Annotated in this window: 12 protein-coding genes and 1 pseudogene; 5 read left to right on the plus strand and 8 right to left on the minus strand. The window is 73.2% G+C overall.

Translation table 11 applies throughout. The features are described 5' to 3' along the window. Nucleotides 1–26 precede the first annotated feature (26 nt). The 4 genes and pseudogenes from ACIQTO_RS01585 to ACIQTO_RS01600 form a co-directional block, all read right to left on the minus strand. Nucleotides 27–185, minus strand: a pseudogene (locus ACIQTO_RS01585) (carboxymuconolactone decarboxylase family protein); the annotation flags it as partial. 260 nt (nucleotides 186–445) lie between these two features. Further along, nucleotides 446–1306, minus strand: a complete 861-nt coding sequence (locus ACIQTO_RS01590) for a lysostaphin resistance A-like protein (RefSeq protein ID WP_402381398.1) — start codon at nucleotides 1304–1306, stop codon at nucleotides 446–448. 183 nt (nucleotides 1307–1489) lie between these two features. Then, on the minus strand, nucleotides 1490–2758 hold the full coding sequence (locus ACIQTO_RS01595) for an ATP-binding protein (protein ID WP_402381400.1): 1269 nt from the start codon (nucleotides 2756–2758) through the stop codon (nucleotides 1490–1492). Between the two features lie 316 nt (nucleotides 2759–3074). Then, complete coding sequence (locus tag ACIQTO_RS01600; RefSeq protein ID WP_402381402.1) at nucleotides 3075–4202, minus strand: NADH:flavin oxidoreductase; 1128 nt, start codon at nucleotides 4200–4202, stop codon at nucleotides 3075–3077. A gap of 449 nt (nucleotides 4203–4651) precedes the next feature. Between ACIQTO_RS01600 and ACIQTO_RS01605 the strand changes: the two genes are divergently transcribed. Both ACIQTO_RS01605 and ACIQTO_RS01610 read left to right on the plus strand, forming a co-directional pair. Beyond that, nucleotides 4652–5857 (plus strand): PP2C family protein-serine/threonine phosphatase, encoded by a 1206-nt coding sequence (locus ACIQTO_RS01605; protein WP_402381405.1) that lies wholly within the window; start codon nucleotides 4652–4654, stop codon nucleotides 5855–5857. Nucleotides 5858–6160: 303 nt separating this feature from the next. Further along, nucleotides 6161–6412, plus strand: coding sequence for a hypothetical protein (locus ACIQTO_RS01610; RefSeq protein WP_402381407.1), 252 nt, complete (start codon nucleotides 6161–6163; stop codon nucleotides 6410–6412). Between the two features lie 67 nt (nucleotides 6413–6479). Here ACIQTO_RS01610 and ACIQTO_RS01615 read toward each other — a convergent pair whose 3' ends face one another. From ACIQTO_RS01615 to ACIQTO_RS01625, 3 genes are all read right to left on the minus strand, one after another. After that, a complete protein-coding gene (locus ACIQTO_RS01615; protein WP_402381410.1) occupies nucleotides 6480–7055 on the minus strand; it encodes a DUF5994 family protein in 576 nt (191 codons plus the stop codon). 493 nt (nucleotides 7056–7548) lie between these two features. Next, nucleotides 7549–9879 carry an FtsX-like permease family protein gene (locus ACIQTO_RS01620; RefSeq protein ID WP_402381413.1) on the minus strand — a complete coding sequence of 777 codons (2331 nt, stop codon included), beginning with the start codon at nucleotides 9877–9879 and terminating at the stop codon, nucleotides 7549–7551. After that, nucleotides 9876–10607: an ABC transporter ATP-binding protein gene (locus ACIQTO_RS01625; protein WP_402381416.1), complete on the minus strand. Its 732-nt coding sequence runs from the start codon at nucleotides 10605–10607 to the stop codon at nucleotides 9876–9878. The genes ACIQTO_RS01620 and ACIQTO_RS01625 overlap by 4 nt, the downstream gene beginning before the upstream one ends. A gap of 132 nt (nucleotides 10608–10739) precedes the next feature. Between ACIQTO_RS01625 and ACIQTO_RS01630 the strand changes: the two genes are divergently transcribed. Both ACIQTO_RS01630 and ACIQTO_RS01635 read left to right on the plus strand, forming a co-directional pair. After that, on the plus strand, nucleotides 10740–11945 hold the full coding sequence (locus tag ACIQTO_RS01630; RefSeq protein ID WP_402381419.1) for a sensor histidine kinase: 1206 nt from the start codon (nucleotides 10740–10742) through the stop codon (nucleotides 11943–11945). Beyond that, on the plus strand, nucleotides 11945–12607 hold the full coding sequence (locus ACIQTO_RS01635; RefSeq protein ID WP_402381422.1) for a response regulator: 663 nt from the start codon (nucleotides 11945–11947) through the stop codon (nucleotides 12605–12607). The genes ACIQTO_RS01630 and ACIQTO_RS01635 overlap by 1 nt, the downstream gene beginning before the upstream one ends. Nucleotides 12608–12832: 225 nt before the next feature. Here ACIQTO_RS01635 and ACIQTO_RS01640 read toward each other — a convergent pair whose 3' ends face one another. Further along, nucleotides 12833–14074: a sensor histidine kinase gene (locus ACIQTO_RS01640; RefSeq protein WP_402381425.1), complete on the minus strand. Its 1242-nt coding sequence runs from the start codon at nucleotides 14072–14074 to the stop codon at nucleotides 12833–12835. 140 nt (nucleotides 14075–14214) lie between these two features. Here ACIQTO_RS01640 and ACIQTO_RS01645 point away from each other — a divergent pair, with 140 nt between their 5' ends. Beyond that, nucleotides 14215–15414, plus strand: a complete 1200-nt coding sequence (locus ACIQTO_RS01645; RefSeq protein ID WP_402381428.1) for a serine hydrolase domain-containing protein — start codon at nucleotides 14215–14217, stop codon at nucleotides 15412–15414. Nucleotides 15415–15475: the final 61 nt, after the last annotated feature.

Here is a 15475-nt window from a genome sequence, read left to right on the forward strand (position 1 = left end):
AGGTCGGGCCAGTGGGTCGGGTCGGGTCAGTGCCCCGCGCGCTCGTCGGTGCCGGGGACCTTGGCGGTGCCGAGGGCGATCCGGTTCCAGGTGTTGATGGTGAGGACCAGGGCCAGCAGCCGGGCCAGCTCCTCCTCGGTGAACTGTGCGGCGGCCCTCGCGTAGACGTCGTCGGGCAGGCCCGCCTGGGCGCCCTCGAATCCGTCCCGGCCGGGGGCTTCGCCGCTCCGGGCGGCCGCGCGGTTCCCGGGCCGACCCGCTCGGCCCGGGGGAGGGGCGGGTCGGCGGCCGTGCCGGGCGGGGCGGCCGCCTCCTCGGGGCGGGACGCGATCGACCGCGCTCCCGCCAGGCCCTCGAAGGCGAGCGCCGGGGCACGCGGGCCCCCGGTGCGCCGGTCGGCCGCGAGTCCGTCCAGGTGGAGCCGCCCGGCCCGCCGGTCGACCGGTTACGGCAGAGCGGGGGCGGGGGACGGAACGGCGGCGGGTTCGATCCGGCGGCGCCGGACGAGCAGGACGACGATCAGGGTGACCTGGAGGAGGACCTGGAGGAACGCGCCCACCGAGACGGCCGGTTCGGGTCCGGTGAGACCGGAGAAGAGGCTGGTGTCCCACAGTCCGTGGACCAGCATCGGCAGCAGGATCGTGCCGCCCACCCGCAGGCACAGGTAGAAGAAGTACCCCGAGGTCGCCACGATCAGGGCCTGGGCGATGGCCGAGGGGCCGGCATGGATCGCGTTGGTGACGTGGACCAGGCCGAAGACGACGGAGGAGTACAGCGCGGTCTTTCCCTCGCTGAAGCCGGCCCGGCGGAAGAACTGGACGCCGACGCCCCGGAACATCAGCTCCTCGCCGACACCCACGAACACTCCGAGCACGAGCACGGAGACCACCAGTGAGGCCTGCTGGTCGGCGAGGTGCCAGTAGTTGAAGCCGAGGATCGAGACGGCGAGCATCGACACCGGCACCAGCCGCACCCACCGCCGCACGGGGACGCGGTAGTGCAGCACGGACTTCCACCAGCCGAGCCAGGTGATCACGGCGGCGCCGAACAGGATCGACACCCCGATCGGGACGAGCGCCCCGCGCACGATCGCCTGCGTCGTGGGGAACTGGCTCTTGGACCCCGAGGTGTCCACACCGATCGCGAGCCCGATCCCCTGGATGATCGCCAGGTAGAGCACCACGATCAGGGCGAACTGCCACCCGGCGAGCCTGCGTCCCGGCCGGTCGACCGCATTTCCGGCGGGCTCCGCTTCGGCCGTCGGCGTCGCTGTCGGTGTCGGCTCCAGGGAGTCCGGGTTCGCCACTGCATGCTCCTCGCTGTCCGTGTCGCGACCGGGCCGGACGGGTCTGCCGTTCAGGTGGTCACGGAGCTCATGTCGGGCCCCGGACTCGTCATATCATCCTTATCGGAAAAATAGGACATTCTTGCGACGTGAGCTGCGGGTCGTGAATCGTGTGCGGGGCGGCCCGCGCGGCGCGGATCGCCCTCAGGTCCGTCCGTAGCGGACGGCCTGGTCGGCGAACTCCCGGGCCATCTCCTCGGTCACGGTCGGCCGGGTGCGCCGGATGGCGTCCAGGTAGTCCTCGGTGCCGGGCTCGGTCCGTTCCCCCGTGTCGAGGGTGTGTTCGAAGACGGCCTGGGCGACCGCCATGGCGACCTGCCTGATGTCGGCGGGGGTGAAGCCGCCGCTGGCGTCGGCCAGGGCGGCGGTGTCGGCCGCCGTGCCCGTCCGGGCCGTGTAGCCGATCCAGAGGGCGGTGCGGGCCTCGTGGTCCGGCGGCCCCACCGGCAGGACGTAGTCGAAGCGGCCGTGGCGCAGGAACGCCGGGTCCAGGGTGGCCACCGAGTTGGTGGCGCAGACGAGCAGCCGGCCCTCCCGGTCGCGGAACCGCACGATCGACTTGAGGAGCTCGTTGACCACGCCGACCGACGCGGGGTCGGCGAGGCTGCGGGTGCCGGCGACCTCCTCGACCTCGTCGATGAAGACCAGCACGTGGTCCAGCTGCGCCATCTCCTCGAAGCGCCGGCCGAGCCCCGTGGCCAGCCCGTCCTCCAGTGCGAGCCGGGAGGGGAAGAGTTCGACGAACGGCCAGCCCAGCCGGCCGGCGACGGCCTTGGCGAAGGTGCTCTTGCCCGTGCCCGGGGGGCCGAACAGCACCACCGCGCGTGGCGGCTCCACCCCGTGGGCGTCCGCGAGTTCGGGGTTGGCGAGCGGCAGCACCAGCCGCCGTTCGATGAGCCGCTTCTCGTCGGCCATCCCGGTGAGCTGCCCCCAGAGGCGGGCCTCGGGTACCACCGCGCCCAGCGACGCCAGCAGCGTCGCGCCCTGGGCGCCCACCGCCTCCGGCTTCTCGAAGTACGTCAGCCCGCGGTGGGGGCGGAACCCGGAGTTGCCCAGGGCCGCGGCGCCGGTCTCCTCCTCGGGCAACAGGGCCGCGACGACCCTGGCCCCGGCGTCCTGCAACCGGTGCTCCAGGGCGGACAGCAGCGCCGTCCCCAGGCCCAGGTTCCGCCAGGCGGGATGCAGCGCGATCCGCAGCACCCAGGCCCGGTCCCCGTCCACCCGGCCCACCGCCGCGCCCACCAGGTGCCCGTCGGCCACCGCGACGACGCTCGGGTTCTGCGCCTGCAGCGCGGCGACCAGCTCCGAGAGCCGGAAGACGGCGGGCCGGTCCGTGGTGGCGCTCTCACCGTCGAGCCGCACCACCGCTTCGAGATCGTCCGGAGTGAAGTCCCGAACGTGCCACACCGCCATACCGAGCCTCGAACGCCGCGCTTCCGGGCTTCCATCATCGCCCGCGCACCCCCCACCCGCCCGTCCGGAGGGTGCGTCGAGCTCGTCGCGAGTCGAGTGGGCGCTACGTGCCGTGGCCGGTCTCCTCGGCCGCCCTCAGGCGCTCGAGTCCGTCCAGGAGCAGCGGTGCCGACGCCGCCGACGCCGCCGTGGCCGGCTGACCCGTCGTCGCCCGCCGGGCGCACCGCGCCACCGGTGGGACGACGGAGGCCCGGACCGTCGCGACGGTCCGGGCCTGCCGGCGCTGGGCCCCCCAGGGGTTGTGCCGGGCGACCCCCTAGCTCAGGGTGTTCAGGGCCGCCGGGTCGTACGACTTCAGCTCGTCGAACCGGCCCGCCAACACCTTCGCCGCCCACCGCGGGTCCTGGAGCAGCGCGCGACCGACGGCGACCAGGTCGAACTCGTCGCGCTCCAGCCGGTCGAGGAGGTTGTCGATGCCCTGGACCGGGGCGCCCTCGCCCGCGAAGGCACGGAGGAAGTCGCCGTCGAGGCCGACCGAGCCGACGGTGATGGTGGGCCGGCCGGTGAGCTTCTTCGTCCAGCCCGCCAGGTTGAGGTCCGAACCCTCGAACTCCGGCTCCCAGTAACGGCGGGTGGAGGCGTGGAAGACATCGACGCCGGCGGCGGCGAGCGGTGCCAGGACCGCCTCCAGCTCCTCCGGGGTCTCGGCGAGCCTGGCGTCGTAGGCCTCCTGCTTCCACTGCGAGTACCGGAAGATCACCGGGAAGTCGGGTGCGACGGCCTCGCGGACGGCAGCCACGATCTCGGCCGCGAACTTCGTGCGGTCCACGTGGTCGCCGCCGTAGGCGTCGGTCCGTCGGTTGGTGCCCGCCCAGAGGAACTGGTCGAGGAGGTAGCCGTGGGCGCCGTGCAGCTCGACGCCGTCGAAGCCGACCCGCTCGGCGGCCGCGGCGGCCTCGGCGAAGGCGCCGATGACGTCGTCCAGGTCGGCCCTGGTCATCGCCCTGCCGGTGCCCTCGGTGCCGTTGATGCGCAGGCCGGAGGGGCCGACGGCGGGGGCTTCGGCGAAGGGCGGCTGGCCCTGCTGGCGGACCATGCCGATGTGCCACAGCTGCGGCGCGATCGTTCCGCCGGCCGCGTGGACCGCCTCGGCGACCTTCGCCCAGCCCGCCAACTGCTCCTCACCGTGGAACCGCGGCACCCGGTCGCTCTGCCCGGCCGACTCGTGGCCGACGTAGGTCCCCTCCGTGAGGATCAGGCCCACACCCGCGGCGGCGCGCCGGGCGTAGTACGCCCGCACGTCCTCGCCGGGGACGCCGCCCGGCGAGAAGCTGCGCGTCATCGGCGCCATCACGATGCGGTTCGGGACGGTCAGGCCGTTCAGCGCCAGTGGCCGGGCGAGCAGCTCGGCGGCGCGGGAGGCGGAGGACGCGGTGATGGTCATGGAAGTCCCTCGTTGCAGAAGGTATGTGCACGTGCATTGAATGCCTGAAGGTGCAACCGCTCCGGCCCCCACGGCATTTCACCCGCACGTCGAGCCGCCCTGTGATCCCGGCCACGCGGGCCCGCCGGGCGGGACACCGCCGCGACGGCTTCCGGCGGGCGCGGGGCCTTTGCAGGGCGGGCCGGTCGCCGACCGGTCCGCCCGTCCTCCCGCAGGTTCGTCCAGCTGTCCGGAAGGGTCCGCAGGTGTCCCGGCCCGGCGGGCGCACCGCCGAGGGCCCCGGGGGCGCGACGCACCGCCGTGGGGCGTAATGGAAGGACCCGCCCCGGCGGACTGCGCCGCAGTGCCGGGGCCGGGGCGTCGAGGCCCGGGATGTCGGGGCCGGGGTGTCGGGGCCGATCGAGCCGGTGCCGAGTGCCGCGACCGGAGGAGGACGGCGGTGAGCGTGGATGCGCGGTGAGCGGTCGTCCGGCGCGGCGGAGCCGGACCGGTCGGAGGGCCGCGGCGAGCGTCTGCTGGGCGCGCTGCTCGACCGGGCCCATGAGCTGCCGCCCCGGCTGATCGTCCCGTTGGTCGCCGACGTGGTGCGCGGGCTCGGCGGCCGTGACCCGGCGCTCCTGCTGCAGGACTACGGCCAGCTGGTGCTGGCGCCGCTGCGGGGGCGGGGGTTGGCGGCCGGGGGGCCGGTGCCGATCGACAGCTCGCCCGAGGGTGCGGCCTTCCTGCGCGGTGCCCTCGTCGAGGAAGCGCGGGCCGACGGGGTGCGGGTGTACCTGCCGTTGCTGGACGGCGGTGACGAGGTGGGGATCCTGGCCCTCACGCTGGACGCCGTCGATGAGGAGGACCGACCGCTGTTGCGGCGCCTCGCCGCCCTGACCGCCGATCTGCTGATCACCAAGAGCGCCTACACCGACCGGATCTTCCAGGCCCGGCGCCTCGAACCGATGAGCGTGGCCGCCGAGATCCAGTGGTCGCTGCTGCCCCCGCTGTCGATGACCGTCCACCGGGTCGCCGTGGCCGGCATCCTCGAACCCGCCTACCAGGTGGCCGGTGACAGCTTCGACTACGCGCTCAACGACGACCTCCTGCACGTGGCCACGATCGACGCCATGGGCCACGGGCTCGACGCCGCGACCATGGCGACCGTCGCCATCGGCGCGTACCGGCATGCGCGGCGCGCCGACATCGGGCTGGCCGAGATCTACGCGTTCATGGACCGGGCCATCGCCGAGCAGTTCGGACCGGACCACTTCGTCACCGCGCAGATGATGCGCCTCGACACCCTGACCGGTCACCTGCAGTGGGTCAACGCCGGCCATCCCCAGCCGCTGCTGATCCGCGACCACGTCGTCGTCGAGCGGCTGGAGAGCGAGACCACCCTGCCGGTCGGCTTCGGCGGCGAGGAGCCGGTGATCAGCGAGCGGGAACTGCGGCACGGTGACCGGGTCCTGTGCTTCACCGACGGCCTGGTCGAGGAGCGCGAGCCCGGCGGGGAGCAGTTCGGGGAGGAGCAGCTCATCGGCTGGGTCAACCACGTCGAGCGCTCGCAGACCGGGGTGCGGGCCGTGGTGCGCGCGCTCTCCCACGTCCTCAAGGAGCAGCGGGGCGGGCGGACGAGCGACGACGCCACCCTGTTCCTGATCGAGTGGCGCTGAGGGGGCCGGCGCCCCCGCTCCGGGAACCCCGTGCGGGCAGAAAGGAGCGGCGGACGGCGTCACCTTCGAGTTCGACCCGCATCCGAGCGGTGCGCGGGGCGTCCTGCGGGTCGGCGGGGCCACGCCGTCCCGGAGCGGGGTCTGTGCAGCCCGGAGCGCGGCTCCAGGTCGTCGGCGGCCGTCTGCGAGGCGGCGCCGCGTACCGACGGCGGTCCGTTCCGGGCGGATTCCACCGGTCGCGGCCGATCAGCCCCGCCCCTACCGTCGTGACCGGGGGCGGGAACGTCGGCACGGGAGGCCAGGATGCGGCACTACCGATGGATTCTGGAGACACGGGGCGAGGACGGCCATTGGTCCCGGCAGGACGGCGCTCCCCAGCAGGATCCGCTGGAGTACGACGGGCCGCCCCAGCGGGCGGCCAACCACCTGCGGGACGTGTTCGTGCGCACGCTCTCCCGGCCCGCGCCCGGCCCGCGGGCGATCAGGATCCGCCTCTGGGAGGGGGCCGACGTCGACGGTCCGCCCCAGGCCGAGGCCGAATGGTCACGCGAGTGACCCACCCGGCTCCGCGGCCGTGGCGGGCGGGTACCGCCCCGCCGGTCCCCCCTCGACGCCCCGCCGACTACACGGGGACCGGCCAGGAGGCGGCCCGGGTGCGGGCGACATCCGCCCGCACGCCTGCGTCACCGGCGCCGCCGGACGGAGCGACGGCCGACGGCAGGAAGTCGGAACGGGACCCCGGAGCCTGTGCCCCGCCGCCCGTCTCCGCGGCGATCAGGTCGCTCGCGGCCGTGGTGTTCGCGGGAGCGGCGGCTTCGGCCATCAGCCGGGCGGCATCGACGGCAGCCGTCTCCGGCGGGACGACCAGCAGGTTCAGCCTGAGTGGGGCGTACGAGAACACCGCGATCGTGTGCTCGTCCTGCTCGGTGGAGAACCATCCCGCGTGGACGGTGTGCCCGGTGACCGGGATCCGCCGGGGGATGACGGGCCACTGCGCGGGGTTCACGGTGATCCGGGTGACCCGGCCCCACCGCTCGTCGATGTCGGCGGCCAGGGCGGGGAGTTCGCGGAGAAGGTCACGCGAGCGGGGCCACCAGGCTCCGTCCAGGCGGCCGGGCCGCACGCCGCTGGGCGCGAGGGAGAGCCGTGCGGTGGAATCGGGGGCGGCGGGCGTCGCACGATCGAGCATCGTGGTCATGATCAAGAACCTGTCCCCGGGCCCGCCCACGAGGCCGGGTCCGGCATTGCCGTTCGCCGGAGACGACGCCAGTACCCGGTGCCGGCATGCGGAATGCCTTCGGTGATGTCCAGGTTACTCTCGGTCCGGCCGGACCGGGCATGGTCGCGGCGGTGAGGTTCCCCGCCCGGACCCGGCCGTGGACAGCACCCTGCCGGAGGAGCGGTGCCCAGCGGGCGACGGCTCGGCCGGGGAGCCGGCCCACCGGGTGCGGTCGCGCGGCGGGCCGTCCCCGCTGGGCCCGGCAACGGCGACCACAACGGGCGACCACAGCTGCGACCACAACGGCGACCGCGGCACGACGAAGGCCCCGACCGCTCAGCGGTCGGGGCCTTCCGTTCGCCCCGGCGGGCGGGTACGGAGGGGGGCGAGATGCTCTGAACGGTGCCGCGACCAGGACCCACGGCCGGGATCAGAACCCCGCTGCCGTGCCCTTCGCTGTGGGCTCCCCCCGCTACTCCGTCCGCAGGACCTCGGCCACGGGTGCCTTCGCCGCGCCCCGGGCCGGGAGGCAGGCCCCCAGCGCGGCGATCACGGAGCCGGAGAGGGCCAGCAGTGCCACCAACGGCCAGTTCCACACCTTCAGCAGCGAGTCCGGCAGATCGAGGCCGGTGCCCTGTCCGGTCATGGGGATGATGATCCGATGTGCGAGCATCCCGAGCGGGGCGCCGATGATCCCGCCGACCGCTCCGAGTGCCGCCGCGGACGTCACCACCATGGCGATCACCTGGCGCGGCGTCATACCGATCGACTTGAGCATCCCCAGGTCCTTGCGCCGCTCGCGGGTGTTGAGCAGCACCGTGTTGAACACGCCGAGGCCGGCGACGGTGATCAGCATCAGGCTGAGCGTCGACACCACGCTGATGATGACCTTCTCGATGGTGTCGGAGGCGCCGTTCACCGACGCGTTCAGTCCTCGGTCCGTGCCGGCGACGGCAGCGGTGTAGGCCTGCGGGTCGGTGCCCTTGGTGAGCTGGACGGAGAAGCTCTGGGCGCGCTGGACCGGGGTGAGCGGGATGAACCGGTCCCAGTCGAGGGTGGTCACGTCCCAGCCTCCGGTGGTTTCGCCGACGATCTTCTGCGGCCGCGGCCCGTCGCTGCTGTCCAGCGTGATCGTGTCGCCGAGGGACACCTTGTGCCGGTGCCAGAACTCGGACGAGACCACCACCTCGTTCGGCCCCTCGATCCAGCGTCCCCGGACGAGGTCCGGGTGCAGCTCTGCCGTGTCGCCGCTCTCGACGCCCACCCGGACGACGTTCGGCGAGCCGGTCATGCGGGTTTCCGCCACGCTCTGCGCGGACACGTGGGCGGTGCCGGGCAGCGAGCGCAGCAACGCGAAGAGCTGGTCGTCGGAGTGGGTCGGACCGGGAGCGTTCCACTGGGGGTTGTTGACGTCGACCCGCACCTGGATCCTGTCGGACTGGTCCCGCACCTCTCCGAACGTGACGACCGAGGCCGAGATGCCGAGGGCCATCGTCACCGTCATGACGCCGAGCACGACGGTCGACAGTGTCAGGGCGGTGCGACCGGGCCGGGCGAACGGCCAGCCCAGGCCCAGGCTCACCGGGCGCGGCAGGCGCGATCCACCGAGCCTGCGCTGGACCGTCAGACCACGCCCCGTCTGCTGGACGCCGCCCGCGCTGATGGCGACGGCGGCGGGGAGCCGGCGGGCGCGCATCGCCGGGACGAGCCCGGACACCGCGACGAGGGCCGGCATCCCGATCAGCACGACCGGATAGACCCAGGCCGGGACGGTTGCTCCGTCCCGGACGAGATCGGCGCCGAAGATGCCGAAGAACGCCTGGTGCACCAGCTTTCCGCCGACGAGGCCGCCGATCACCGAGCCGAGCACGCAGCCGATCGCGGCCGGGAAGGTGACCATGACGAGGTAGACCGCCGTCACCTGGTTCGGCGTGAATCCCAGGGCCTTGAGGACCCCGATGTGCCGGAAGCCCGAGACGACCGCGCCGCTGACGACATTGCCGACGATCAGGACCGAGACGATCAGGCCCAGGACGCCGAAGACCGTCAGGAACGGCACATAGGTGTTCGGGCCCTTGGCGAGGCTCGCCTTGATGGCCAAGTAGGAGCTGGTCCCCGTCAGGGCGTCGGACGGCAGGCCCTTGGTGGCCGCGGTCACGCCGGCCTTCAGCGCCGAGTCGGACCCGGCGTCCTCGAAGCGGTACATCATCTGGAACGAGGCCGAGTTCAGGGCCCGGGCCTGGTCCGGCGTGACCCAGCCGCCCGCGGACCGGCTGGCCGAGGCGGCGTAGCCGACGACCTTGAGGTTCACGCCGTCCGGTGTGACGACCTCGTGCTCGGACTTGATCCGTAGCGGACCGATGGACGGCGACTCGTTCAGGACGATCTCGCCGGGGCCGGTCACCCAGCGGCCGGCGCTGAGCCGGAGGGTGTCGACCGGGGTGTCCGGCCGGTCGCGTCCGACGACGGTGAACGCACCCGACATCCCGATCGGGTGGTCGCCGGTCTGCGAGGGCGAGTGGAGGACGGCCTCGGGGTAGGGGCCGGCGACAGCCTCGACGCCGGGGGCGTTCGCGGCCGCGGCGATCTGCGCGGCGGTCGCCTTCGAGCTGTCGAACTCGGCGACGAGGTGGGCGCCCTTCGCGGCGTCGTAGGCCTGGTCGAAGGGGCCCGACACGGCCGCCAGCAGGCCCAGCGTGGCGATGGCCATGGCGCTGGAGACCATGACGACGACGCCCAGGACGAAGGTCTGGAACCTGCGCCGCTTCACCGCCGCGCGGGAGGCCCGCCAGACGGCGCTCATCGGGCTGCCCCCGCGACGACCGCACCGTCCACCGCGCCGTCCCGGGCGATACGCCCGTCCGCGACCTCGATGACCCGGCGCGCGCACTGCGCGGCGAGCCGCGGGTCGTGCGTGACGATCACGAGTGTCTGGCCGAGCTGGTTCAGGTCCGTGAGCAGCCGCATCACCTGGTCGCCGGACCGGCTGTCCAGGGCGCCGGTCGGTTCGTCCGCCAGCAGCAGCGACGGACGGTTCATCAAGGCCCGCGCCGTGGCGACCCGCTGCCGCTCGCCGCCGGACAGCGCGGAGGGGTAGATGTTCTTCCGGTCGGCGATTCCGAGTTCGCCCATGAGCTCCGAGGCGCGCTTGCGGGCAGCCGGGGCCTTCAACCCGACCAGCTGTCCGGACAGGGCGATGTTGTCCAGGGCCGGCAGGTCGTCCAGCAGGTTGAAGAACTGGAAGATCATGCCGATCCGGCGGCGGCGGAACAGCGCGAGGCCCTTCTCGTCGAGCTGGGTAAGGTCCTCCCCGCCGACGACGACCGAGCCGCCGGTCGGCCGGTCGAGCCCGGACACCATGTTCAGCAGCGTCGACTTCCCGGAGCCCGACGGTCCCATCACGGCGACCGACTCACCCGCGCCGATCGTCAGCGAGACGCCGTCCAGAGCCGCGTAGTCCCCGAAGTCCTTCCGCACGTCCGTGAGCCGGACGACGACGTCCCGTTCCTCGTAACCGCCAGTGTTCGTCATGACGAGAACACTGCCGATCACCCCGTGCCACCGGCATCGGAGCGTCGTCCACATCCCGGCGCGGGCGTACCGACCCAGGGTGTACACCCCCGGTCCGATGCCCCCCGATGATCATGTGGCTACGATCGCGCCATGCCCACGAACCCGCCTGCGACGCTGCTCCACCGTGTGACGCCCGGCGCGTGGACGGCGCTCGCCTGGTGCGTGTCCACGCTGTACTCGTTCGTCGTCCAGATCCGCTGGCCGGGGGAACAACTGCAGCCCTGGGGCGAGAAGAGCCACCGCATCGAGCCGTTCGCGATGAGCTCCCGCGAGCAGGCGATGCTGCTGCTCGCGGCGGTCCTGCTGGCCGGCGGCTGCCGGCTCCTGACCCGCCGGCCGGTCGCCGCGGTGACGCTGCTGGTGCTCAGCGCGCTGGTCCTGACCAACGGCCCGCTGCACACGACCAGCATCGCGCCCCAGCAGTACCTGCCGGTCTGCGTGGCCCTCTGCTTCGCCGCCGCCACCGAGGCGCGGCGGACGTCGCTGGTCGCCGCCGGGCTGGCGTCCGCGGGGCTCTTCGGCTACGTCGGAGTGCGCTTGGCGCTGGGATTCCGGGTGGGCACCTCGGTGGAGGCCGTCGTCCTGATGATGATCGTGGTCGCCTGGCTGACCGGGAACTCACGACGTCGGGAACGCGAGCACACCGCGCAGATGCGCACCCGGGTCGCGGAGCAGGCGGTGACGGCCGAGCGGCTGCGGATCGCCCGCGAGCTGCACGACATGGTCGCGCACAGCATCGGCGTCGTCGCGATCCAGGCCGGGGCCGCCAAGCGCGTCATCGACACCCAGCCCGAGGGCGCCCGCCGGGCGCTCGGCGTGATCGAGGAGACCAGCCGGGAGACGCTCGCCGGACTACGACGGATGCTCGGCGCGCTCCATGACGCCGAGTCGGGCGGTGGCGGCAAGCCGCTCGCCGGGCTCGGGGACGTCGACAGGCTGGTGGAGAACGTCCGCGACGCCGGTGTCCGGGTGGACGTCGAGTGGCGCGGCGAGCGGCGTCCGCTGCCGCCGGAGGTCGACCTGTCCGCGTTCCGCGTCATCCAGGAGTCCGTCACCAATGTGGTGAAGCACTCCGGCACGCAGCAGTGCCGGGTCTCCGTGGTCTTCCGGCCGGCCGACCTGTCCGTCGTGATCGTCGACAGCGGCTCCGGAACCGGCCGGGGCGAGGGCACCGGCTACGGTATCGCCGGGATGCGTGATCGGGTGAAGCTGCTGAACGGCGACTTCACCGCCGGCCCGCGTCCCGAGGGCGGCTACCGCGTGACCGCCCGTCTCCCCGTCCCGATGGAGGTCTGATGCCGGTCCGCGTCGTGCTCGCCGACGACCAGCCGCTGATCCGCGCCGGCCTGGTCATGGTGATCACCGACATCCCGGACATCGAGGTCGTCGGGGAGGCCGGGAACGGCGCCGAGGCCGTCCAACTGGTCCGGGAGCTGAGTCCCGACGTCGTCGTCATGGACATCCGCATGCCCGGCATGGACGGCATCGAGGCCACCCGGATGATCACGAAGGAGGACGGCGCCCCGCACGTCATCGTCCTGACGACGTTCGACGACGACGACAACGTCTACAACGCGCTGCGCGCCGGGGCCTCGGGATTCCTCGTCAAGGACATGGCCCTGGACGACATCATCGCGGCGGTACGGGTCGTGGCCGCCGGGGACGCGCTGATCGCGCCGAAGGTGACGCGCCGGCTGATCGAGGAGTTCGCCGACCGCCCGCAGCGGGCCGCCGCCCCGCCGTCCAAGGAGATCCAGGGGATCACCGGCCGCGAGCTCGAAGTGCTGACGCTGATCGGCCGGGGGATGTCGAACGCCCAGATCGCCGAGGCGATGTTCATCAGCGGCGGGACCGTCAAGGCGTACGTGACGCGGCTGCTGGCGAAGCTCGACGCCCGCGACCGCGTCCACCTCGTCATCATCGCCTACGAGCACGGCCTGGTGTCGGCGACCGGATAGGTCCCGCCGCCACGGCGAGGACGCCGCCCGAGCCCGGAATCCCCACGGAGCCCACGAGAACCCAAGGTGCGGTCCGGGCCTTCCGCCGGCGTGCGGCGGAGCGGAACGGTCGCCGGGATCCGGGCGCCGCCGAACGGGGGCGAACGCCACCAGAGGCGCAACCCTCGCAGCGCTCGTGCTGGTGCCGGCCGAGCGACAGTTGCCCTTCGCCCGCGTCGGATCCACTCACGCCGAGAGCGGTACCGGCAGCCGGACGGCCAGCCGCCAGTGCTGCGTCCCGTCCGGGCCGGCCTGGAACTCACCGTTCAGCAGCCGGACGCGCTCGGCGAGTCCGGGCAGACCGTGGCCGGAGGTCGGGAAGGCCCCCGGGCCCGGGCCCGTCCGCGCCCCGGTCCGGTTGACCACCGTGAGGTCCAGTCCGTCCGGCCCGGCCGCCACCCGGACCACGATCGGGCCACCCGCCCCGTGGCGCAGCGCGTTCGTCAGCCCCTCCTGGAGGATTCGGTACGCCGCCCGGGAGAGCGTCCCCCGCACCTGCGCCGGTTCGCCCGACAGCTCCGGTTCCACCACCGCCCCCGCGTGCCGCAGGCGGTCCAGCAGTTCGGGCAGGTCGGCCAGGGTCCGGGTCGGCGCCGTCCCCGACTGTTCCTCGCGCAGCACGCCCAGCACGTAGTCCAGGTCCTCCAGCGCGGCCCGCGTCGACTCCTCGATGCTGCGCATGGCGGCCCGCGCCGCCGCCGGGTCGGCGGAGAGCACCTCGCCCGCCACCGCCGCCTGGATGGTGGCCGCCGTCAGCGTGTGCCCGATCGAGTCGTGCAACTCGTGAGCGATCCGGTTGCGTTCGGCCAGCAGCAGCTCCCGCTCGGCAGCCAGCGCGAGCCGCTCGGCCGCCGACGGGCCCAACAGCCGTGGCGCCGACCACCGCAGGGCCTTCGTCACGAGTACGCAGACGGCCACCGCCAGCAGGACGCACGCGGCCGCCACCACCCAGCCCCACCCGCCCGACACCCGGACCGACGTGCCGAACAGGCTCGCCCGCGCCTCGCCGCCGAGCCAGTTCCCCGGCAGGGAGAGGCCCATGATGAACAGCACCCCGCTCGCCAGCGCCCCCGTCCACCCGACGGCCACGTGCAGCACCAGCCAGAGCGGGGTCCGCCAGCGGTCGAGGCCGAGCGAACCAGAGGTCCGGCGACCGGCCACCGGATTCGGCAGCGGCACCCGCAGCAGCCGGCGGGCGGACACGACCAGCGCCCGCCGTACGGGGCGGGCCAGTCCGACCGCGCCGACCAGTACCGCCCAGAGCAGCAGGACCAGGACGATCTGCACGCTCTCGGGAGCGGATCGCCACGACAGCGCCGGCACCAGGGCGAGAGGCAGCAGCGGAAGGCTCGCCGGCACGCCGCAATAGGCGAACAGCACACCCGAATACGTGGAGCCGCGCAGCAGCGGCCGAATTCCCCTGATCATGGTTGCCACTATCGCCGGGCAGCCCACCAGCGGCCTCCCCCGATCGGGGGAGCGATTTCTCCCGCCTTCCCGCGATGCGGTCGGAGGGCCCTGGAAACCAGGATCGTGCCCCGACCAAACGATTCCCCAGGAGTTGACTCATGCGTACTCAGACCCGGCACGGCCTTCGTTCCTCGACCCGGCAGCAGGGCGGCAGGCGGCGAGGAGCCGTGTCGGCCGCGGCCGCGGTGGCCATCGGCGTCATGACGCTGGGCGCCCTCGCCCCGCCCGCCGCCTTCGCCTCCGATTCCGCCGTCTCCGCTGCCGCCGCCGCCAGGCCGGACGCCGTCCAGCAGGCCCTGGACGCGCTGGTGCGCGACGACGGGATGCCCGCCGCGCTGGCGAGCGTTCAGGACCGGAACGGCCGCACCCGCACCTACACCGCGGGAGTCGGCGACCTGAGCACCGGCTCGAAGGTGCCCAGGGACGGCCAGGTACGGATCGGCAGCAACACCAAGGCGTTCACGGCGGTCGTGGTCCTGCAACTGGTCGGCGAAGGGAAGATCGGCCTCGACGCCACCGTCGACACCTACCTGCCCGGCCTCGTCCGCGGAGAGGGGATCGACGGGCGCCGCATCACCGTCCGCCAGCTCCTCCAGCACACCAGCGGACTCCCCGACTACGGCATCCACGTCGACGACGACGAGATCAGGACCCGGTACTTCGAGCCCCGCGAGCTGCTCGACATCGCCCTCCGTGACAAGGCCGACGCCGCTCCGGGGACGACGTGGGGGTACAGCAACACCAACTACGTGCTCGCCGGGCTGATCGTCCAGAAGGTCACCGGCCGCCCCCTGGCCGAGGAGATGGACCGGCGCGTCATCAAGCGCGTCGGGCTGCGCCACACCTACTTCCCCGCCCCCGGCGAGACGACCATCCGAGAGCCGCACCCCCAGGGCTACCACCGCAACCCGGAGGACGGACCGCTGCGCGACTTCACGGAGCTGGACCCCTCCGCAGGCTGGGCGGCAGGCCAGTTGATCTCCACCAACGCCGACCTCAACCGCTTCTACACCGCGCTCCTCGCCGGCCGCCTCCTCCCGGCGGCCCAGCTCGCCGAGATGCGCACGACCGTCCCCGCCGGGACCTCGGGCCTCCGCTACGGGCTGGGGCTCACGAGCAGGCCGTTGTCCTGCGGCGGCGTCTACTGGGGCCACGGCGGCGACATCCCGGGGTACGAGACCCGGGGCGGTGTCACCGACGACGGCCGCGCCGCCAACGTCGCGGTCACCACCATCCCGACGGACGAGGCGGCCACGCAGCACGTGAAGGACGCCGTGGACAGGGCCCTGTGCGGCTGAGGCACGCCACCCCTGCCCGGGGGACCCGAACGAAGATCCAGCAATCTCCCAGGAGTTGACT

This window comes from Kitasatospora sp. NPDC091207 (assembly GCF_044768625.1).
In the GTDB taxonomy this organism is placed as follows: domain Bacteria; phylum Actinomycetota; class Actinomycetes; order Streptomycetales; family Streptomycetaceae; genus Kitasatospora.